Annotated in this window: 13 protein-coding genes; 9 read left to right on the top strand and 4 right to left on the bottom strand. The window is 71.1% G+C overall.

The features are described 5' to 3' along the window. The first annotated feature begins 13 nt into the window (after positions 1–13). Together RLT58_RS08900 and hflX are read left to right on the top strand one after the other, a co-directional pair. Positions 14–1,468, top strand: coding sequence for a M1 family metallopeptidase (locus RLT58_RS08900; RefSeq protein ID WP_311309866.1), 1,455 nt, complete (start codon positions 14–16; stop codon positions 1,466–1,468). Between the two features lie 172 nt (positions 1,469–1,640). Next, a complete protein-coding gene (gene hflX, locus RLT58_RS08895; protein WP_311309865.1) occupies positions 1,641–3,149 on the top strand; it encodes a GTPase HflX in 1,509 nt (502 codons plus the stop codon). Between the two features lie 96 nt (positions 3,150–3,245). Here the strand turns inward: hflX and RLT58_RS08890 are convergent, their stop codons facing one another. Both RLT58_RS08890 and RLT58_RS08885 read right to left on the bottom strand, forming a co-directional pair. Next, entirely contained in the window at positions 3,246–4,418 is a 1,173-nt protein-coding gene (locus tag RLT58_RS08890; protein ID WP_311309864.1) for a trypsin-like serine peptidase, read from the bottom strand. Positions 4,419–4,647: 229 nt separating this feature from the next. Continuing rightward, a complete protein-coding gene (locus RLT58_RS08885; RefSeq protein ID WP_311309863.1) occupies positions 4,648–5,880 on the bottom strand; it encodes a trypsin-like serine peptidase in 1,233 nt (410 codons plus the stop codon). 328 nt (positions 5,881–6,208) lie between these two features. Between RLT58_RS08885 and RLT58_RS08880 the strand changes: the two genes are divergently transcribed. From RLT58_RS08880 to RLT58_RS08860, 5 genes are read left to right on the top strand one after another with little or no spacing between them, the layout of a single operon-like run. Beyond that, positions 6,209–7,588, top strand: coding sequence for a diaminobutyrate--2-oxoglutarate transaminase family protein (locus RLT58_RS08880; protein WP_311309862.1), 1,380 nt, complete (start codon positions 6,209–6,211; stop codon positions 7,586–7,588). A 28-nt stretch (positions 7,589–7,616) separates the two neighbouring features. Then, positions 7,617–9,509 carry an IucA/IucC family protein gene (locus RLT58_RS08875; RefSeq protein WP_311309861.1) on the top strand — a complete coding sequence of 631 codons (1,893 nt, stop codon included), beginning with the start codon at positions 7,617–7,619 and terminating at the stop codon, positions 9,507–9,509. Between the two features lie 19 nt (positions 9,510–9,528). Then, entirely contained in the window at positions 9,529–10,242 is a 714-nt protein-coding gene (locus RLT58_RS08870; RefSeq protein ID WP_311309860.1) for a GNAT family N-acetyltransferase, read from the top strand. 60 nt (positions 10,243–10,302) lie between these two features. Beyond that, positions 10,303–12,177, top strand: coding sequence for an IucA/IucC family protein (locus tag RLT58_RS08865; RefSeq protein ID WP_311309859.1), 1,875 nt, complete (start codon positions 10,303–10,305; stop codon positions 12,175–12,177). Between the two features lie 50 nt (positions 12,178–12,227). Beyond that, complete coding sequence (locus RLT58_RS08860) at positions 12,228–14,198, top strand: ATP-dependent DNA helicase (protein WP_311309858.1); 1,971 nt, start codon at positions 12,228–12,230, stop codon at positions 14,196–14,198. A gap of 80 nt (positions 14,199–14,278) precedes the next feature. Here the strand turns inward: RLT58_RS08860 and lexA are convergent, their stop codons facing one another. Further along, entirely contained in the window at positions 14,279–15,073 is a 795-nt protein-coding gene (gene lexA / locus RLT58_RS08855) for a transcriptional repressor LexA (protein ID WP_219573501.1), read from the bottom strand. Positions 15,074–15,565: 492 nt separating this feature from the next. Between lexA and nrdR the strand changes: the two genes are divergently transcribed. Together nrdR and RLT58_RS08845 are read left to right on the top strand one after the other, a co-directional pair. Next, on the top strand, positions 15,566–16,078 hold the full coding sequence (gene nrdR / locus RLT58_RS08850) for a transcriptional regulator NrdR (RefSeq protein ID WP_311309857.1): 513 nt from the start codon (positions 15,566–15,568) through the stop codon (positions 16,076–16,078). Between the two features lie 166 nt (positions 16,079–16,244). Beyond that, the gene (locus RLT58_RS08845; protein ID WP_311309855.1) at positions 16,245–19,139 is read left to right on the top strand and encodes a vitamin B12-dependent ribonucleotide reductase; all 2,895 of its coding nucleotides are present in this window, start codon (positions 16,245–16,247) and stop codon (positions 19,137–19,139) included. Between the two features lie 73 nt (positions 19,140–19,212). Here RLT58_RS08845 and RLT58_RS08840 read toward each other — a convergent pair whose 3' ends face one another. Then, complete coding sequence (locus RLT58_RS08840) at positions 19,213–19,749, bottom strand: TerD family protein (RefSeq protein ID WP_311309854.1); 537 nt, start codon at positions 19,747–19,749, stop codon at positions 19,213–19,215. Positions 19,750–19,895 lie beyond the last annotated feature (146 nt).

Below are 19,895 nucleotides of genomic sequence, written 5' to 3'. Positions count from 1 at the left end.
GTAGCCGTAGTCCATGCCGTTCCTCTCCCGCCGTCTGCGGGCCGCCCTGCTGGCCACCGCATCGGTCACCCTCGTCGCCGCCACCCTGCCCGCCCCGGTGCCGCTCGGCATCGGGGACCCGCTCTTCCCGCACCTCGGCAACCCCGGATACGACGTACTCGCCTACGACATCGGGTTCACCTACCGGGGCAGCAACACCGAACCCCTGGACGCCGTCACCACGATCGACGCGCGGACGACCGAGCCGCTGGAGCGGATCAACCTCGACTTCACCCGGGGCACCGTGCGCTCCGTGGACGTCAACGGCCTGCGGGCGGAGTTCGCCGTCGAGGACGAGGACCTGATCGTCGAACCCCCGGGCCGGCTCCCGGCCGGAGTGCCGCTGCGCATCACCGTCCGCCACACCAGCGACCCCTCGGGCGACCGGAACAGCGGCGGCTGGGTGCGCACCGCCGACGGGCTCGCCATGGCCAACCAGGCCGACGCCGGGCACCGGGTCTTCCCCGGCAACGACCACCCCGCCGACAAGGCGTACTTCACCTTCCGCGTCACCGCTCCCCGGGAGCTGACCGTGGTCGCCAACGGGCAGCGCGTCAAACGGATCACACGCGGTGACCGCACCACCTGGACCTACCGAACCGACCATCCCATGGCCACCGAACTGGCCCAGGTCAGCATCGGCCGCTCGGCCGTCGTGGAGCGGACCGGCCCGCACGGGCTGCCGGTGCGCGACGTCGTCCCCGCCGCCGACCGGGAGCGTCTGGAGCCCTGGCTGAAGAAGACCCCCGGCCAGCTGGAATGGATGGAGCGGCAGGTCGGCCGCTACCCCTTCGAGAACTACGGGGTGCTGATCGCCGACACCCTGACCGGCTTCGAGCTGGAGACCCAGACGCTCTCCCTCTTCGAACGCCGGCTGTTCACCGAGGAGGGCTTCCCCGAGTGGTACGTCGACTCGGTCATGGTCCACGAGCTGGCCCACCAGTGGTTCGGCGACAGCGTCACGCCGCGCACCTGGTCCGACCTGTGGCTGAACGAGGGGCACGCCAGCTACTACGAGGCCCTCTACTCCGACGAGCACGACGGCAGGCCGCAGGAGCGGCGGATGCACGACGCCTACATCCGGTCGGACGGCTGGCGGGCCGACGGCGGACCGCCGGCCCGCCCCGGCGCACCGGCGCCGGGCGAGAAGATCAGCCTGTTCCGGCCGGTGGTCTACGACGGCAGCGCCCTGGTCCTGTACGCGCTCCGCCAGGAGATCGGCCGCAGCGCCTTCGACCGGCTGGAGCGGCTCTGGGTGCGGCGGAACCGCGACTCCAACGCGGACACGGCGGACTTCATCGTGCTCGCGTCCCGGGTGGCGGGCCGCGACCTGACCGCCTTCTTCACCGGCTGGCTGTACGGGGCGAGGACGCCCCCGATGCCGGGGCACCCGGACTGGCACAGCGAGACACCGGCGCGTCAGCGGTAAACCCGGGTGACGGGCCGCACCGGCCGTGCCACTATCGACGGGTCGCCGCGGCGGCCGGACCGGAGGAATCCCCGCGTGGGAATCATCCGGAGGGGTCACGCGTTGTGACTGTTGCCGGGAATCTCTCTCCGGCAGACCTCTTTCGACCGCATCCCCCAGACGTAAGGATCCAATGACCTCCTCTTCTTCCCTTCCCCAGGACGCGCAGGACGCGCAGAGCGCCACGGAGAACGTCACCGAGAGCCTTCGGGCCGACGCCCTGATGGAAGAGGACGTCGCCTGGAGCCACGAGATCGACGGAGAGCGGGACGGCGATCAGCTGGACCGCTCCGAGCGCGCCGCGCTGCGGCGCGTGGCGGGCCTCTCCACCGAGCTCGAGGACGTCACCGAGGTCGAGTACCGACAGCTGCGCCTGGAGCGTGTGGTGCTGGTCGGCGTCTGGACCTCGGGCACGGTGCAGGACGCGGAGAATTCGCTCGCCGAACTGGCGGCGCTCGCCGAGACGGCCGGAGCCCAGGTGCTCGACGCCGTCTTCCAGCGCCGTGACAAGCCGGACCCGGCCACGTACATCGGTTCCGGCAAGGCGCTGGCGCTGCGTGACCTCGTCCTCGAATCAGGGGCCGACACCGTCGTCTGCGACGGTGAGCTCAGCCCCGGCCAGCTGATCCACCTGGAAGACGTCGTCAAGGTCAAGGTGGTCGACAGGACCGCCCTGATCCTCGACATCTTCGCCCAGCACGCCAAGTCCCGTGAGGGCAAGGCGCAGGTCTCGCTGGCACAGATGCAGTACATGCTGCCCCGGCTGCGTGGCTGGGGTCAGTCGCTGTCCCGTCAGATGGGCGGCGGCGGTTCCAGCGGCGGTGGCGGCATGGCCACCCGCGGTCCCGGTGAGACCAAGATCGAGACGGACCGGCGCCGGATCCGCGAGAAGATGGCGAAGATGCGCCGGGAGATCGCGGAGATGAAGACCGGCCGCGAGCTCAAGCGCCAGGAGCGCAAGCGCAACAAGGTGCCCTCGGTCGCCATCGCGGGCTACACCAACGCGGGCAAGTCCTCGCTGCTCAACCGGCTGACCGGTGCGGGTGTGCTGGTGGAGAACGCCCTGTTCGCCACCCTCGACCCGACCGTGCGCCGGGCCGAGACGCCGAGCGGGCGGGTCTACACCCTCGCCGACACCGTCGGGTTCGTACGGCATCTGCCGCACCACCTGGTCGAGGCGTTCCGCTCCACGATGGAGGAGGTCGGCGACTCCGATCTCATCCTGCACGTGGTGGACGGCGCGCACCCGGTGCCCGAGGAGCAGCTCGCCGCGGTCCGCGAGGTGATCCGTGAGGTGGGCGCGGTGGACGTGCGCGAGATCGTGGTGATCAACAAGGCGGACGCGGCGGACCCCCTGGTCCTCCAGCGCCTCCTGCGCAACGAGAAGCACGCGATCGCGGTGTCGGCCAGGACCGGCGCCGGTATCGACGAGCTGCTCGCGCTCATCGACACCGAGCTGCCCAGGCCCTCGGTCGAGATCGAGGCGCTGGTGCCCTACACCCGGGGCGGACTCGTCTCGCGGGTGCATGCCGAGGGCGAGGTGGTCTCCGAGGAGCACACGTCGGAGGGCACGCTGCTCAAGGCGCGGGTGCACGAGGAACTGGCCGCGGAGCTCGCGGCGTTCGTCCCCGCGGTGCACTGACCGCGCGGCTCCCTTCACCGTAGGAGTCATCGCAGAGCGAAAGGCCCGCTCCCTCACCGGGGAGCGGGCCTTTCGCCGTGGTGCGGGGTGCGGCGGCTACTTGGCGCCGAACTTGTCGCTCATCATCGTGAAGATCTGCTGGGCGCCCTCGCCCAGGTGGGGACCGGCCAGCCAGCCCGATGTCACCGGGCCGATCGAGGTGTTGGAGACCAGCGCGAGCTTGCCGTCACTGCCCTCGCTGAACCAGCCGCCACCGGAGGAACCGCCGGTCATCGTGCAGCCGATGCGGTACATCGTGGGAGTGGCGGGGCTGATGGAGAGCCGGCCGGGACGGTCGACGCACTTGTGCATGATCAGGCCGTCGTACGGCGGGGCGGCGGGGTAGCCCCAGGCGCCCATCGCGCTGATCCGCGAGATCTCGGGGGCGTCGAAGTCGACCGGCAGGGCGTTGCCCACGGTCTCCTCCAGCGACTTGGTGCCCTGCTCGGGCTTCACGTGCAGGACCGCGTAGTCGTACGGGGCGCCCTCGCCGCCGGTGGGGCCGCCGTTCTTGAGCCACTCACCGGAGGTGCTGGCCCAGTCCGCCCAGTAGGCGCCGTAGGGGGCGACCTCCTGCGGCTGCGCGTTCTGCAGTGCCGAGGCGCTCTTGCCCTGGTCGTTGTAGGCGGGCACGAAGACGATGTTGCGGTACCAGCCGCCCTCGGAACCGGCGTGGACGCAGTGGCCCGCGGTCCAGACGAGGTTGGACCTGCCCGGGTTCTTCGGGTCCTTGACGACGGTGCCCGAGCAGACCATGTGGCCCTTGGGGGAGTCGAAGAAGACCTTGCCGACCGGGGCGGCGTAGTTGTGGTACGGCGTCTTCTCGCGCTGGGCCGTCACCGGCCTCGGCTCCGGGTCCGAGACGCCCTGGTCGCCCGAGAGGTCCCCGGCGGACATGGTCTTGGCCGGGTCCTTCGCCGACTTCATCCGGTCGGGCTTCCACAGCCCCTCGATGACCGGGTTCACGAAGTCCTTGGCCTCACGCAGCCACTTGTCCTTGTCCCAGTTCTTCCATTCGCCGTTCTTCCACTTGTCCGGGTCGACCCCGTGCTTCTTGAGGGTGTCGGCCAGATCGGCGGGTATGCCGCCGCTCTTCCCGGTGCCGGCGGACGACTCGGCGGCGGCGGGCTTGTCGGCCGCCGCGTCCTCGCTCGGGCCGCAGGCCGTGGCCGTCAGCGCCAGTGCGGCGACCAGACCGGTCGCGGCGAACAGCGGACGTATGGATCGCATGGAAAAGATTCCCCCTGAAATCTCAAAAATGGCATGAGCGTGTCACGCAACAGGCCGGTTCCCGGCCGTCGGTGATGAGGTGGGACCACCCTATGACGCCCGGGACCTGGGCAGTTGCCACCGGGTGGCGTCAACGCCCGGGCGGGCCGGGGGCCTTCGAGGCGGCGTTCGCCGTCGAAGGCCCCTCACACCGCAGCCGGTACGCGCCCGGGCGGACGCGGATGCCCGGCTACTTGTCCGCGTACTTCTTGCTGACCGCGTCGTAGACGCCCTTGGCTTCCTTGCCCAGGCGCGGACCGGCCAGCCAGCCGGCCGTCACCGGGCCGATGGAGGTGTTCGACACCAGCGCGGGCTTGCCGTCCTGGCCGGCGGCGACCCAGCCGCCACCGGAGGAACCGCCGGTCATGGAGCAGCCGATGCGGTACATCGTCGGGTCGCCCTGGGCGAGCGAGAGCCGGCCCGGCTTGTCCTCGCACTGGAACAGCTTCTGGCCGTCGTACGGCGGAGCCGCCGGGAAGCCGGTCGCCGTCATCGCGGTGATCTTGGGCACGGCCGGGGCGTTGAACTCGACCGGCAGGGCCGAACCGACCGTCTCCTCAAGCGACTTGCCGCCGGCGCCCTCCTCCGGGGTGACGTGCAGCACCGCGAAGTCGTACGGCGCGCCCAGGCCGCCGACCGAGGCGCCCTGCGCGATCCACTGTTCCGAGGTCTGTGCCCAGGTGCCCCACCAGATGCCGAACGGGGCGACCTTCTCCTTGGGCGGGTGGTTGCGCAGCTCGGCCGTGGACAGGCCGCTGTTGTTGTACGAGGGGACGAAGGCGATGTTGCGGTACCAGCCGCCCTTCTTGCCCGCGTGGACGCAGTGGCCCGCAGTCCACACCATGTTGGACTTGCCGGGGTGCGCCGGGTCCTTCACCACCGTCGCCGAGCAGACCATGGAGCCCTCGGGGCCGTCGAAGAACAGCTTCCCGGACTCGGCGGCGTTGTCGTGGTACTGCGTCCGCACGCCGACGGCCCGGACCGGGGCGGGCGTCGGGTCCGTCACGCCCTCGTCGCCGGAGATGTCGTTGTCGACCGGCTTCTCGGGCGCCTTGTCGGCGTCCTGCATCCGGTCCGGGTCCCAGAGGCCCTCGATGATCGGGTTGATGTAGTCCTTGGCCTCACGCAGCCACTTGTCCTTGTCCCAGTTCTTCCACTCGCCGTTCTTCCACTGGTCGAGGTCGATCCGGTGTTCCTTGAGCCGGCCCTTCAGATCGTCCGGGATGGCGATCTTGCCGTCCGACGTCTGACCGGCGGAGCTGCTGCTGCTCGGCTCGGCGCTCGCGTCGTCCTCGGTGGGCCCGCAGGCGGTGGCGGTGAGCGCGAGGACGGCGGCGACCGCGGCGGTGGCGAGCACGGGGGAGGAGGCGCGACGGGCGCCTCCCCCGCAGCGTGCGGTGAATCCTGGTCGAACGAGACGCATCTGGTGATCCCCCTGGGACTTCGTAACTCAACGCTTCTGTACTGCACTTCTGCACGGCATCCCCGGGCTGGACGGGGGAGTGCCGCGGTTGCCGGGAGGGTTCCCGGAGCCTCGGCGCGGTCCCCCACTATGCCGGTGCCGCTGTGGACGGCCTGCGGCAGGGCCATGGTTCCGCTCCACAAGGATCTTCAGATTTACCCGTGATCCCCTGCCCCCTGCGTCGTTGGTACGTACGGGGGACACGGAGACAGCGTTCACCCCCGCAGTCCGTCCGTGCGAAATCGTACTGACGTGCAACGCAACTGTTACAGCGGGAGGATCAAGAGCCGTGGCCGTGACCGAACCAGCTCCGGCACCACCCCTCACCCCGCACGAGGGCATCCTGCGGCGCCAGGCACTGCGTGAATCGGCCGCCCGCACCTACGCCCGCTCGCTCCCGATCGTGCCGGTACGGGCCCGCGGCCTGACCATCGAGGGCGCGGACGGGCGGCGCTATCTCGACTGCCTGTCCGGCGCCGGGACCCTGGCGCTCGGCCACAACCACCCCGTCGTGCTCGAAGCGATCAAGAAGGTCCTCGACTCGGGCGCCCCGCTGCATGTGCTGGACCTGGCCACCCCGGTCAAGGACGCCTTCACCACGGAGCTGTTCGCCACCCTGCCGAGGGAGTTCGCCGACAACGCCCGCATCCAGTTCTGCGGTCCCGCCGGCACGGACGCGGTCGAGGCCGCCTTCAAACTCGTCCGGGCCGCCACCGGGCGCAGCGGACTGCTCGCCTTCACCGGTGCCTACCACGGCATGACGGAGGGGGCCCTCGCCGCGTCCGGCGGCGCCGAGGACGTACGGGTGACCAGGCTCCCCTTCCCGCAGGACTACCGCTGCCCCTTCGGCATCGGCGGGGAGGCCGGCGCGCGGACCGCCGCCCGCTGGACCGAGAGCCTGCTCGACGACCCCAAGAGCGGCACCCCCGCGCCCGCCGGGATGATCCTCGAACCCGTCCAGGGCGAGGGCGGGGTCAACCCCGCGCCCGACGGCTGGATGCGCCGGATGCGGGAGATCACCGCGGCCCGCTCCATCCCGCTGATCGCCGACGAGGTCCAGACCGGCGTCGGCCGGACCGGCGCCTTCTGGGGCGTCGAGCACAGCGGGACCGTGCCCGATGTGATGGTCCTGTCCAAGGCCATCGGCGGCTCCCTCCCGCTCGCCGTGATCGTCTACCGCTCCGAGCTCGACACCTGGCAGCCCGGCGCCCACGCCGGCACCTTCCGGGGCAATCAGCTCGCCATGGCGGCGGGCACCGCGACCCTCGCCCATGTCCGGGAGAACGGCCTCGCCGAACGGGCCGGGACGCTCGGGGCCCGGATGCTGGCGCGGCTGCGCTCGCTCGCGGCCGACCACCCGTGCATCGGCGACGTCCGGGGGCGCGGCCTGATGATCGGCGTGGAGCTGGTCGACCCCGAGGCCGCGCCGGTGGGCGGCTCAGCGGAGGCGCCGCCCGACCCGGTCCTCGCCGTCGCCGTCCAGCAGGAGTGCCTGCGCCGCGGCCTCATCGTCGAACTCGGCGGCCGCCACTCCACGGTCGTCCGCCTGCTCCCGCCCCTCACGCTCACCGACGAACAGGCAACGGCGGTCGTCGACCGCCTCGCCGATGCCATGGCAGCCGCGGAGCGCTCACCGCACCGACGGACCCCGACCGGGTCGATCCGCTGACCCCGGACACCACCACAGGAAGACCGCCGTGAACCCCACCCCCGCGCCCGAGGCCGACGGCCCTCCCTCCAGCCACCACCACGAGCCCGAAACCCCGGGCCGGATCGCCGTCGACCCGGAGCCGTCGACCGTGCCGCGCCAGAAGGAGATCCCGCACGGATCGCGGTACTCCGACGCGGCGGAACCCGGCCCGGCACCGGCCGCCGACCCGCTGGACCACCCGGACCCCCTGCGCGCCGCCGACGCGGCGGGCACCGAGAACCTGCTGCGCTGCTGGGTCCGCGAAGGCGACCTGCCGCGCCCGGACGGCGACACCCTGCGCATCGCGCTCCCCGCCAGCGGCACCGCGCTGCTCGTCCCCGTCCGCCACTGGTCCGCCACCGGCTGGCACCGCTTCGGCCCGCCCGCCCTGGAAGCGGCCCCCGCCGGCGCGCCCCCCGCCGACGCCGTCACCGTGGCCGCCCTCCTCGGTCGCGAGGCCGACCACAACGAGGGCGCCGACATGGCCGCCCGGGTGGCCGACTCCGTACGGCGCACCGCCGGATTCATCGAGGCCGAACGCCTGCGCCCCGCCGCTCCCGCGGAGTCCGACCTCTTCCTCACCGCCGAGCAGTCCCTCCTCCTCGGCCACCCCCTGCACCCCTCGCCGAAGAGCCGGGAGGGACTCTCCGACGGCGAAGCCCGCCTCTACTCACCCGAGTTGCACGGCTCCTTCCCGCTCCACTGGATGGCCGCCGACCGGTCCGTCCTGGCCACCGACTCCGCCTGGACCGACCAGGGCCGGCCCGTGGCGGCGGCCGAGCTCGTCGCCCGCCACGCCCCCGGCCTGCGCCACCCCGAGCACACCACCCCGATCCCGCTGCACCCCTGGCAGGCCCGTGAGCTGCGCGGCAGGCCCGAAGTCGCCGCACTGCTCGATGCGGGACTGCTGCACGACCTCGGTCCCTACGGAGCCCCCTGGCACCCCACATCCTCGGTGCGCACGGTGCACCGGCCCGGCACCGACCTCATGCTGAAGCTCTCCCTCGGCGTCCGCATCACCAACTCCCGCCGGGAGAACCTCCGCAAGGAACTCCACCGGGGCGTCGAAGTGCACCGGCTGCTCCGCACCGGACTCGCCCGGCAGTGGCACGCGGCGCACCCCGGCTTCGACATCGTCCGGGACCCCGCCTGGCTGGCGGTCGACACCCCGGGCGGCGAGCCCGTGCAGGGCCTCGACGTCATGCTCCGCCACAACCCCTTCCGCCGGGGCGACGACGCCGTCTGCATCGCCGGGCTCACCGCCCCGCGCCCCTGGCCCGGCCGGTCCGGCATGCACTCCCGGCTGGCCGACGTCGTCCAGCGCCTCGCCGCCGCCACCGGCCGCACCACGACCGCGGTCGCCGCCGAGTGGTTCCTGCGCTACCTCGACCGCGTCGTCCACCCGGTGCTCTGGCTCGACGCCCACGCCGGTGTCGCCCTCGAAGCGCACCAGCAGAACACTCTGGTCCTGCTCGACCCCGACGGCTGGCCGGCCGGCGGCCGTTACCGTGACAACCAGGGCTACTACTTCCGCGAGTCCCACCGCGCCGCGCTCGGCCGACGCCTCCCCGGCATCGGGGCGGTCAGCGACACCTTCGTCTCCGACGCCGTCACCGACGAACGGTTCGCGTACTACCTCGGCATCAACAACGTGTTCGGCCTGATCGGGGCGTTCGGGGCCCAGCGGCTCGCCGACGAACAGGTGCTGCTGGCCGCCTTCCGGCGGTTCCTGACGTCGACCGTGCCCCTGGGATCGCCGCTGCCCGCGCACCTCCTGGAGACACCCCGGCTGCGCTGCAAGGCCAACATGCTGACCCGGCTGCACGGACTCGACGAACTCGTCGGCCCCGTGGACACCCAGTCCGTCTACGTGTCCGTCACCAACCCCTTGTGCGGCTGAGAAGAGGAGAGTGTCGCCCGTGCCTCCCACCGACGCGCACACCGGACCCGCCCCCCGGCGGGGCGCGGGCGCCGAGGACACGCTCGATCTGCGCATCACCGCCGAACTCCGGGCCCTCTTCGAGGCGTCGGCGCCCGCGCCCCGGGACCGGGCGGCCGTCTCCGGGCCGCTCGACAGGCCGGGGGAGTGGCAGCCCGTCACCACGGCCGCCGGGATCTTCCGGCTCGTCCCCGTACGGCTGGACCGCGATCTGCCGGTGATCAGCCGCTGGATGAACGACCCCGCCGTGGCGGCCTTCTGGGAACTGGCGGGACCCGACACCGTCACGGCCGCCCATCTGCGGTCCCAGCTCGACGGCGACGGCCGCAGCGCCCCCTGCCTCGGGGTGCTGGACGGCGTGCCCATGAGCTACTGGGAGCTCTACCGCGCCGACCTCGACCCCCTGGCCCGCCACTACCCCGCCCGGCCGCACGACACCGGCCTCCATCTCCTCATCGGCGACGGGGAGCACCGGGGCCGCGGCATCGGCACCACGCTGCTCCGCGCCGTCGCCGACCTCGTACTCGACCACCGCCCCCGGTGCACCCGGGTCGTCGCCGAACCCGACGTGCGCAACACCCCGTCCGTCTCCGCCTTCCTGGGCGCGGGCTTCCGCTACTCCGCCGAGATCGAACTCCCGGAGAAGCGGGCCGCGCTGATGGTCCGCGACCGAGCCCACCGCCACCGCCTGTGAACGATCCGCTGACCCGCCCACCCCGCTCGAACCCCATCGGTTCCATCCCGAGGAGTCCCCGTGCCGAAATATCCCGCGAGCCATGACGCAACGGAGTCGCCCGCGCTGCTCAGCACCCCGGAACTGAACCGTCCGGTCTGGGACCGGGCCGCCGCCCGCATGCTCGCCAAGATGCTCGGCGAATTCGCCTACGAGGAGATCATCCAGCCCGTCCCGCGCACCGCCGGAGGCACCGCCTACACCCTGGTGCTGGACGACGGCGGGAGCCTGACCTTCACCGCCGGGCGGGGCGTGTACGGCAGCTGGCGCGTCGACCCCGAGTCGATCCGCGAGGCGGGCAGCGCCGCGACGGAGGCCGATGCGGCGGTCCGGCCGGCCGGTGAGCGGGTCGCCGGCAGCGTCCCCTTCCGCGACCCGCTGCTCTTCCTCGCGCGCGCCCGGCGCCTCCTCGGGCTCGACGGCGCCACCCTCGGCCACCTCGTCCGCGAGCTCACCACCACGCTCACCGCCGACGCCCGCCTGGACCACACCGCGCTCACCGCCGCCGAGCTGGCCGACCTCGACTACGCGGAGCTCGAAGGCCACCAGACCGGCCACCCCTGGATCGTCGCCAACAAGGGCCGGCTCGGCTTCTCCGCCACCGACGCCTCCCGCTTCGCCCCCGAGGCGCGCAGGCCCGTCAGGCTTCCGTGGATCGCCGTCTCCACGAGGATCGCCGCCTACCGGGGCGTGAGCGCCCTCGCCACCCCCGAGCAGCTGTACAGCCAGGAGCTCGACCCCGAGGTCCGCGCCTCCTTCGACGCCGTCCTGCGCGCCCGCGGCCTCGACCCGGCCGGCTACCACTGCCTTCCCGTCCACCCCTGGCAGTGGGACGAGTGGATCGTGCCCCTGTTCGCCCCGGCCATCGCCGCCGGCGACATCGTCCCCCTGCACACGGACCGGGACCTGCGGCTGCCGCAGCAGTCCATCCGGACCTTCGCCAACCTGGAGCGGCCCGACCGGCACACGGTCAAGCTCCCGCTGTCGATCCTCAACACCCTGGTCTGGCGCGGCCTGCCGACCGAGCGCACGCTCGCCGCACCCGCCGTCACGGGCTGGGTCCAGGGGCTGCGCGACGCCGATCCGTTCCTCCGCGACACCTGCGGCGTCATCCTGCTCGGCGAGGTCGCCTCGGTCGCCGTCGAGCACCCGCTCTACGACCACCTCCCCGAGACCCCGTACCAGTTCAAGGAGATCCTCGGAGCGATCTGGCGCGAGCCCCTCATGCCGCGCCTCGCGCCGGGGGAGCGGGCCCGGACGCTCGCCTCGCTGCTGCACACGGACCCGGAGGGACGCGCCTTCACCGCCGAGCTGGTCGCCCGCTCGGGGCTGACCCCCAGCGTCTGGCTGTCCCGGCTCTTCGCCGCGCTGCTGCCGCCGCTGCTGCACTTCCTCTACCGCTACGGCACGGTCTTCTCGCCCCACGGCGAGAACGCGATCGTCGTCTTCGACAACCAGGACGTGCCGGTACGCCTGGCGATCAAGGACTTCGTCGACGACGTGAACGTCAGCGCCCGCCCGCTGCCCGAGCACGACACCATGCCGCCCGACGTGCGCGACGTCCTGCTCACCGAGGAACCCGCCTTCCTCACCCAGTTCATCCACTCCGGCCTCTTCACCGGCGTCTTCCGCTTCCTCTCCCCGCTCTGCGAGGAGCAGCTCGGCGTCCCGGAGGGTGAATTCTGGTCACTCGTGAGGGCCGAGATCCTGCGCCACCACGCCCGCTTCCCCGAGCTGAAGGAGCGGTTCGAGATGTTCGACATGCTGACGCCGGAGATCGCGCGCCTCTGTCTGAACCGCAACCGCCTGCATCTGGACGGCTACCGCGACCGGCCCGAACGCCCGCACGCGGCGGTCCACGGCACGGTGCCCAACCCGCTCCACCCCTCGGCGTGAGTCCGGGAGTGAGCGTCGTTGTCAGTGGCGCCCCGTAGGCTGGCCGGGCTATGACGAAGCCATCCCTCCCCGAGCTCCTGCACGCCGCCGTGACCGCCGTCGGCGGTACGGAGAGGCCCGGCCAGGCCACGATGGCCGAGGCCGTCGCCGAGGCCGTAGACGACCAATCCCATCTGCTCGTCCAGGCCGGCACCGGCACGGGCAAGTCGCTGGGCTATCTGGTGCCCGCCCTGGCGCACGGCGAGCGTGTCGTGGTGGCCACGGCCACGCTTGCCCTTCAGCGCCAGCTCGTGGAGCGCGACCTGCCGCGGACGGTCGACGCGCTGCATCCGCTGCTGCGCCGCCGGCCCCAGTTCGCGATGCTCAAGGGCCGGTCGAACTACCTCTGTCTGCACCGGCTCCACGAGGGCGTGCCGCAGGAGGAGGAAGAGGGCCTTTTCGACCAGTTCGAGGCGGCGGCTCCCTCCAGCAGGCTCGGCCAGGACCTCCTGCGCATGCGGGACTGGGCCGACGAGACGGAGACCGGCGACCGGGACGACCTCACTCCGGGCGTCTCCGACCGCGCCTGGGCGCAGATCTCCGTCTCCTCCCGCGAGTGCCTGGGCGCGAGCAAGTGCGCGTACGGGGCGGAGTGCTTCGCGGAGCAGGCCCGGGAGCGGGCCAAGCTCGCCGATGTGGTGGTCACCAACCACGCCCTGCTGGCCATCGACGCGATCGAGGGCGCCCCCGTGCTCCCGCAGCACGAGGTGCTGATCGTCGACGAGGCCCATGAGCTGGTCTCCCGGGTCACCGGCGTGGCCACCGGCGAGCTCACCCCCGGCCAGGTCAACCGGGCGGTCCGCCGCGCGGCGAAGCTGGTCAACGAGAAGGCGGCCGACGCCCTGCAGACGGCGGCGGAGGGCTTCGAGCGGGTGATGGAGCTGGCCCTGCCGGGCCGCCTGGAGGAGGTGCCGGAGGACCTTGGCTACGCGCTGATGGCGCTGCGCGACGCCGCGCGCACGGTGATCTCCGCGATCGGCTCGACGCGGGACAAGTCCGTCCAGGACGAGGACGCGGTCCGCAAGCAGGCGCTGGCCTCGGTCGAGACGATCCACGGCGTCGCCGAGCGCATCACCCAGGGCTCCGAGTACGACGTCGTCTGGTACGAGCGCCACGATCGCTTCGGCGCCTCCGTGCGGGTCGCCCCGCTCTCCGTGTCCGGGCTGCTGCGCGAGAAGCTGTTCACCGAGCGCTCGGTCGTCCTGACCTCGGCCACACTGAAGCTCGGCGGGGACTTCAACGGCGTGGGCGCCTCCCTCGGCCTCGCCCCGGAGGGCACCGCGGGCGACGACATCCCGCAGTGGAAGGGCCTCGACGTCGGCTCGCCGTTCGACTACCCGAAGCAGGGCATCCTGTATGTCGCCCGGCATCTGGCGACCCCCGGCCGGGAGGGCTCGCGCACGGACATGCTGGACGAGCTCGCCGAGCTGGTGGAGGCGGCCGGCGGGCGCACGCTCGGGCTGTTCTCCTCCATGCGGGCGGCGCAGGCCGCCGCCGAGGAGCTCCGGGGCCGGCTGGACAAGCCGATCCTGCTCCAGGGCGAGGAGACCCTCGGTGAGCTGATCAAGAATTTCGCGGCCGATCCGGAGACCTGTCTGTTCGGCACGCTCTCGCTCTGGCAGGGCGTCGATGTGCCCGGGGCGAGCTGTCAGCTGGTGGTCATGGACCGCATCCCGTTCCCCCGGCCCGACGACCCGCTGATGAGCGCGCGGCAGAAGGCGGTGGAGGAGGCCGGGGGCAACGGCTTCATGGCGGTGGCGGCCACGCATGCCGCGTTGCTGATGGCCCAGGGCGCCGGCCGCCTCGTGCGGGCCACGGGCGACAAGGGCGTGGTCGCGGTGCTGGACCCGCGCCTGGCCAACGCCCGGTACGGCAGCTATCTGCGGGCCTCGCTGCCCGACTTCTGGTACACGACCGACCGCAATCAGGCCCGCCGCTCGCTCGCCGCGATCGACGCGGCGGCCAAGGCCGAGCAGCGGTAGTCACCCGGGACACGCAAGAGGCCCCGGAGCCGGCGTACAGCCGGACTCCGGGGCCCCTTCCCGTTCGCACGGGCGGGTCCTCAGACCCGGCGGAGCACCGCCACGACCTTGCCGAGGATCGTCGCCTCGTCGCCGGGGATCGGCTGGTAAGCGGAGTTGTGCGGGAGCAGCCAGACATGGCCGTCCTCCCGCTTGAAGCGCTTGACCGTGGCCTCGCCGTCCAGCATGGCGGCCACGATGTCGCCGTTCTCCGCCACGGGCTGGCGTCGTACGGTGACCCAGTCCCCGTCACAGATCGCCGCTTCGATCATCGAGTCGCCGACGACCTTCAGCACGAACAGCTCGCCGTCACCGACGAGCTGGCGGGGGAGCGGGAAGACGTCCTCGACGGACTCCTCGGCGAGGATCGGGCCACCGGCCGCGATCCGGCCGACGAGGGGCACGTAGGAGGCAGCGGGCTTGCCCGTGGTGTCCGTGGGCTGGGTGCTCGGCTGGTCGGAGCCACGCACCTCGTACGCCCGGGGGCGGTGGGGGTCGCGGCGCAGAAAACCCTTCCGCTCCAGCGCCATCAGCTGATGGGCGACGGAGGACGTGCTGGAAAGGCCCACCGCCTGACCGATCTCCCGCATCGACGGCGGATATCCGCGTCGCTGGACGGAGTCCCGGATGACCTCGATCACGCGCCGCTGGCGGTCCGTGAGCCCCGAGCTGTCCGCCCGGATTCCAGGAGGTCGTCCGGGCAGCGAGCGCGCTGGGCGCGCGGGCTCCGGCCCCTCCGTGTTCGTGACTGAGTCATTCATGGCATGCACCGGCTCGAGTCGGCTCTGGGAGCGGTCCTGGGCTGTGATGATGGCACTGTCTGCGGTGGTGGTCACGTCGGCGGCCCCTCTCGAATGGTCTCCCTAGCTGGACAACGGTAGTAGCTTTCGAAAGGTTGCGCCAAACACACGTTCGAGTGAAAAACGAATAAAAGTCTGTCCCGGGTTCACTGCTGGGTGTATGTGCAAAGCCGCGAAGCGTGTCGCCGGGCGCGGAACGGCCGGCGCTGCGGACCATGACAGTAGCGTTCGCGACCGCCTTCGTGGTCGCGCGCCAGCCGCCCCCGCAATCGGGGGAGCCGCGCGCTTCCCGTACCCTCTTGCTCGGCCGTACGCTGCCTTCCGGCCGCCCTCGGTGCGCGACACGCGCCAGGGCCGAATGCGCGGCCAAACCCAAGATCTAGTGGTTGGATTGTCTCGACCACCCAGAACTAGTGGTCCCCGGTCCACCGGGGGTGTGGTCATCGCCTATGCTTGAGACCGCTTCGAGGGCCCCTCACCGGGCCTGAAGAGGCTATTCAGTCGCGCTGTGAAGGAGGGTTGGGAGCCATGCACTGCCCCTTCTGCAGGCACCCCGACAGCCGGGTCGTCGACAGTCGCACCACCGACGACGGGACCTCGATCCGCCGGCGTCGCCAGTGCCCCGACTGCTCCCGCCGTTTCACGACGGTGGAGACGTGCTCGCTCATGGTGGTGAAGCGCAGCGGAGTGACCGAACCCTTCAGCCGTACCAAGGTGATCTCCGGGGTGCGCAAGGCGTGCCAGGGGCGGCCCGTCACCGAGGACGCCCTCGCCAAGCTCGGCCAGCGGGTCGAGGAGGCGGTGCGCGCCACCGGCAGCGCCGAGCTGACCACTCACGACGTGGGTCTGGCCATCCTCGGCCCCCTGCAGGAACTCGACCTCGTCGCCTACCTGCGGTTCGCGTCCGTGTACCGGGCGTTCGACAGCCTCGAAGACTTCGAGGCCGCCATCACGGAACTCCGTGAGCAGCGGCCTTCCGCACAAGAATGCGGGACCGGCGAGACCCTCGAGGTCCCCGTGCCCGCCGTCGCCGCCGACTGAGCGGCAGCCGCCGGCCGCGCCGATCCGAGGATCGCCCGCCGGCCGGCACCTGGACCTTGCTCCGGACGACGCGTGAGGTATGCGGCGCCCGAAGCAGCAGACACACACAGTGCCCGGGGAAGTTCTCGGCACTTCAGGGCGTTTTTGCCCACATATGGGAGGCGGCATGACAGAGACGGCGAGCGGCCCGGCGCGAGGTTCCCGCAGCAAGGGGACCAAGTCGACTGCGAACAAGCAGGGCCTGCGTATCGAGCGCATCCACACCACTCCCGGCGTGCATCCGTACGACGAGGTGGCGTGGGAGCATCGTGACGTCGTCATGACCAATTGGCGCGACGGCTCGGTCAACTTCGAGCAGCGTGGCGTCGAGTTCCCCGACTTCTGGTCGGTGAACGCGGTCAACATCGTCACCAGCAAGTACTTCCGGGGCGCTGTGGGCACCCCGCAGCGCGAGACCGGTCTGAAGCAACTGATCGACCGGATCGTGAAGACGTACCGGAAGGCCGGCGAGGACTACAACTACTTCGCCTCTCCCGCGGACGCCGAGATCTTCGAGCACGAGCTGGCGTACGCCCTCCTGCACCAGATCTTCAGCTTCAACTCCCCGGTCTGGTTCAACGTCGGCACGCCCCAGCCGCAGCAGGTCTCCGCCTGCTTCATCCTGGCCGTCGACGACTCCATGGAGTCCATCCTCGACTGGTACAAGGAAGAGGGGATGATCTTCAAGGGCGGCTCCGGTGCCGGCCTGAACCTCTCCCGTATCCGTTCCTCCAAGGAACTCCTCTCCTCCGGCGGCAACGCCTCCGGCCCGGTCTCCTTCATGCGCGGCGCCGACGCGTCCGCCGGGACGATCAAGTCCGGTGGTGCCACCCGCCGCGCGGCCAAGATGGTCATCCTCGACGTCGACCACCCCGACATCGAGAACTTCATCGAGACCAAGGTGAAGGAGGAGGAGAAGATCCGCGCCCTGCGCGACGCGGGCTTCGACATGGACCTGGGCGGCGACGACATCACGTCCGTCCAGTACCAGAACGCCAACAACTCGGTCCGCGTGAACGACGAGTTCATGAAGGCCGTCGAGTCCGGCGGAAAGTTCGGGCTGCGCGCCCGCATGACCGGTGACGTCATCGAAGAGGTCGAGGCCAAGTCCCTCTTCCGCAAGATGGCCGAGGCCGCCTGGGCCTGCGCCGACCCGGGCATCCAGTACGACGACACCATCAACGCCTGGCACACCTGCCCGGAGTCCGGCCGGATCAACGGCTCGAACCCGTGCAGCGAGTACATGCACCTGGACAACACCTCGTGCAACCTCGCCTCCCTGAACCTGATGAAGTTCCTCAAGGACGACGGCAAGGGCAACCAGTCCTTCGAGTCCGAGCGCTTCGCCAAGGTCGTCGAGCTGGTCATCACGGCGATGGACATCTCCATCTGCTTCGCCGACTTCCCGACGCAGAAGATCGGCGAGAACACCCGCGCCTTCCGCCAGCTCGGCATCGGCTACGCCAACCTCGGCGCCCTGCTGATGGCGACCGGCCACGCGTACGACAGCGACGGGGGCCGCGCGCTCGCCGGCGCCATCACCTCGCTGATGACCGGCACCTCGTACAAGCGCTCCGCCGAGCTGGCCGCGGTCGTCGGCCCGTACGACGGCTACGCCCGCAACGCCGAGCCGCACCAGCGCGTCATGAAGCAGCACGCCGACGCCAACGCGGTGGCCGTGCACGCGGACGACCTGGACAACCCGGTCTGGGCCGCCGCGACGGAGGCCTGGCAGGACGTGCTCCGGCTCGGCGCCAAGAACGGCTTCCGCAACGCGCAGGCCTCGGTCATCGCACCCACCGGCACCATCGGTCTCGCGATGTCCTGCGACACCACCGGCCTGGAGCCCGACCTCGCCCTGGTCAAGTTCAAGAAGCTGGTCGGCGGCGGCTCGATGCAGATCGTCAACGGCACCGTCCCGCAGGCCCTGCGCCGCCTGGGCTACCAGGAGGAGCAGATCGAGGCGATCGTCGCCCACATCGCCGAGAACGGCAATGTGATCGACGCCCCCGGTCTCAAGACCGAGCACTACGAGGTCTTCGACTGCGCGATGGGCGAGCGCTCCATCTCCGCGATGGGCCACGTCCGGATGATGGCGGCCATCCAGCCGTGGATCTCCGGCGCGCTCTCCAAGACGGTGAACCTGCCGGAGACGGCCACCGTCGAGGACGTCGAGGAGGTCTACTTCGAGGCGTGGAAGATGGGCGTCAAGGCGCTCGCGATCTACCGCGACAACTGCAAGGTCGGCCAGCCCCTCTCCGCCAAGACCAAGGACAAGGAGAAGGAGGCGGTCACCGCCAAGGCCGAGGAGACCATCCGTACCGCGGTCGAGAAGGTCGTCGAGTACCGTCCGGTCCGCAAGCGTCTGCCCAAGGGCCGGCCCGGCATCACCACCTCCTTCACGGTGGGCGGCGCCGAGGGCTACATGACCGCCAACTCCTACCCCGACGACGGTCTGGGCGAGGTCTTCCTGAAGATGTCCAAGCAGGGCTCGACCCTCGCGGGCATGATGGACGCCTTCTCCATCGCCGTCTCGGTCGGTCTGCAGTACGGCGTCCCGCTGGAGACGTACGTCTCGAAGTTCACCAACATGCGCTTCGAGCCGGCCGGCATGACGGACGACCCGGACGTGCGGATGGCGCAGTCGATCGTCGACTACATCTTCCGCCGCCTGGCGCTGGACTTCCTGCCCTTCGAGACCCGCTCGGCCCTCGGCATCCACTCCGCCGAGGAGCGTCAGCGCCACCTGGACACCGGTTCCTACGAGCCGTCGTTCGAGGAGGAGCGCTTCGAGGCCGAGAACCTCGTCCAGTCCGCGCCGGAGCCGCTGAAGGCGGTCACCACCGTCGAGGAGGCCGGCACCCCGGCCCCGAGGACGGCGCACACCTCGGCGGAGCTCGTCGAGATGCAGCTCGGCATCAGCGCGGACGCCCCGCTCTGCTTCTCCTGCGGGACGAAGATGCAGCGCGCCGGCTCCTGCTACATCTGCGAGGGCTGCGGCTCGACCAGCGGTTGCAGCTGACACACCAGTGACGAAGGGCGCGGCCGGGACTTCCCCCGAAGTCCCGGCCGCGCCCTTCGCCGTGTCCCCGGGGTCACGCCCCGAACGCGCGGCCGCCCATCGTCGCGGCGAAGGACTCGGGGTCCCCGTCGAAGCCCCGTACCGTGTCGTGGAACTGCCAGACACCCGACTCGTCCCGTACGAATTCGGCCACGATCGCCGCCGTGGCGGTGCCCACCGCGGAGAAGTCGTCCTCGGACAGGGTGGTGTACCCCTCCAGGATCTGGACCCCGGTGTTCTCTATCTCGCCGAACGTCTTGCGGCCGTCGCGCTGCTGGATGGCGACGCCCACGACGACACGGGCGTAGGACTCCGAGAGCCGGTCCAGCTCCAGCGTCATCACCTCGTCGAAACCGAGGCCCTGGCCGGTCCGGCTGTCGCGGTTGAGCGTGATGGTGCCGTCGGGCGCCCGGCTGTCGAAGTGCACCAGGTACGCGGGATCGCCGTACGGCTCCTCCACCGGATAGGTCGCCGCGATGATGTCGAGGTCGTTGGGGGCCTCACCGTGGGGGCTGGGGTCCCACTTGATGCTGACCTCGACCTTCTCGATGTCCTTGTTGGGCGTGCTCATCGGATTCTCTCCTTCGCGCGGTGGCGCCGCTGCGGTGCTCACCCGATCATGTCGGCAACTTCCCCCGGAACCAACAGGCTTGGGGCGGAGCGGCGGATTCGGGCCACCATCGCGGCCGGAAGTATCGGTGCCGGGCCCGTTCGGGG

The sequence above is a fragment of the Streptomyces sp. ITFR-16 genome (genome assembly GCF_031844705.1).
Taxonomy (GTDB): domain Bacteria; phylum Actinomycetota; class Actinomycetes; order Streptomycetales; family Streptomycetaceae; genus Streptomyces.
The sequence above is the reverse complement of the archived record's forward strand: the minus strand, read 5'-3'. Positions and strand labels throughout refer to the sequence as shown.

What these genes read in the sequence shown, in the direction of transcription:
- RLT58_RS08885 (WP_311309863.1), bottom strand. Translation starts at nt 5,880, where the DNA reads ATGCGTCTCGTTCGACCAGGATTCACCGCACGCTGCGGGGGAGGCGCC.
- RLT58_RS08900 (WP_311309866.1), top strand. Translation starts at nt 14, where the DNA reads ATGCCGTTCCTCTCCCGCCGTCTGCGGGCCGCCCTGCTGGCCACCGCA.
- RLT58_RS08860 (WP_311309858.1), top strand. Translation starts at nt 12,228, where the DNA reads ATGACGAAGCCATCCCTCCCCGAGCTCCTGCACGCCGCCGTGACCGCC.
- RLT58_RS08840 (WP_311309854.1), bottom strand. Translation starts at nt 19,749, where the DNA reads ATGAGCACGCCCAACAAGGACATCGAGAAGGTCGAGGTCAGCATCAAG.
- hflX (WP_311309865.1), top strand. Translation starts at nt 1,641, where the DNA reads ATGACCTCCTCTTCTTCCCTTCCCCAGGACGCGCAGGACGCGCAGAGC.
- RLT58_RS08845 (WP_311309855.1), top strand. Translation starts at nt 16,245, where the DNA reads ATGACAGAGACGGCGAGCGGCCCGGCGCGAGGTTCCCGCAGCAAGGGG.
- nrdR (WP_311309857.1), top strand. Translation starts at nt 15,566, where the DNA reads ATGCACTGCCCCTTCTGCAGGCACCCCGACAGCCGGGTCGTCGACAGT.
- RLT58_RS08890 (WP_311309864.1), bottom strand. Translation starts at nt 4,418, where the DNA reads ATGCGATCCATACGTCCGCTGTTCGCCGCGACCGGTCTGGTCGCCGCA.